Origin of the sequence: Staphylococcus agnetis (genome assembly GCF_002901865.1) — a bacterium.
GTDB lineage: Bacteria > Bacillota > Bacilli > Staphylococcales > Staphylococcaceae > Staphylococcus > Staphylococcus agnetis.
This window is the reverse complement of the sequence record NZ_PPQF01000125.1, coordinates 1-203: the sequence shown is the minus strand read 5'-3', so window position 1 is coordinate 203 and position 203 is coordinate 1. Positions and strand designations below refer to the sequence as shown.

Below are 203 nucleotides of genomic sequence, written 5' to 3'. Positions count from 1 at the left end.
GGAATAATTCTGAGACAACTATGTGAAAGAAAAGGTGTTGAAATCATAGAAGCTGAAGCATGTAAAGATCATATTCATATGCTTGTGAGTATACCTCCAAAACTGAGTGTTTCTCAATTTGTAGGATATTTAAAAGGTAAGAGTAGCTTAATGATTTTTGATAAACATGCACATTTGAAATATAAATATGGTAATAGGAAGTT

At 30.0% G+C, this 203-nt stretch carries 1 protein-coding gene; it reads left to right on the top strand.

Annotated features, from left to right (window positions below):
• A partial coding sequence (tnpA, locus tag CD172_RS12125) for an IS200/IS605 family transposase (protein WP_142384439.1) occupies window positions 1–203 on the top strand: 203 nt, incomplete at both ends.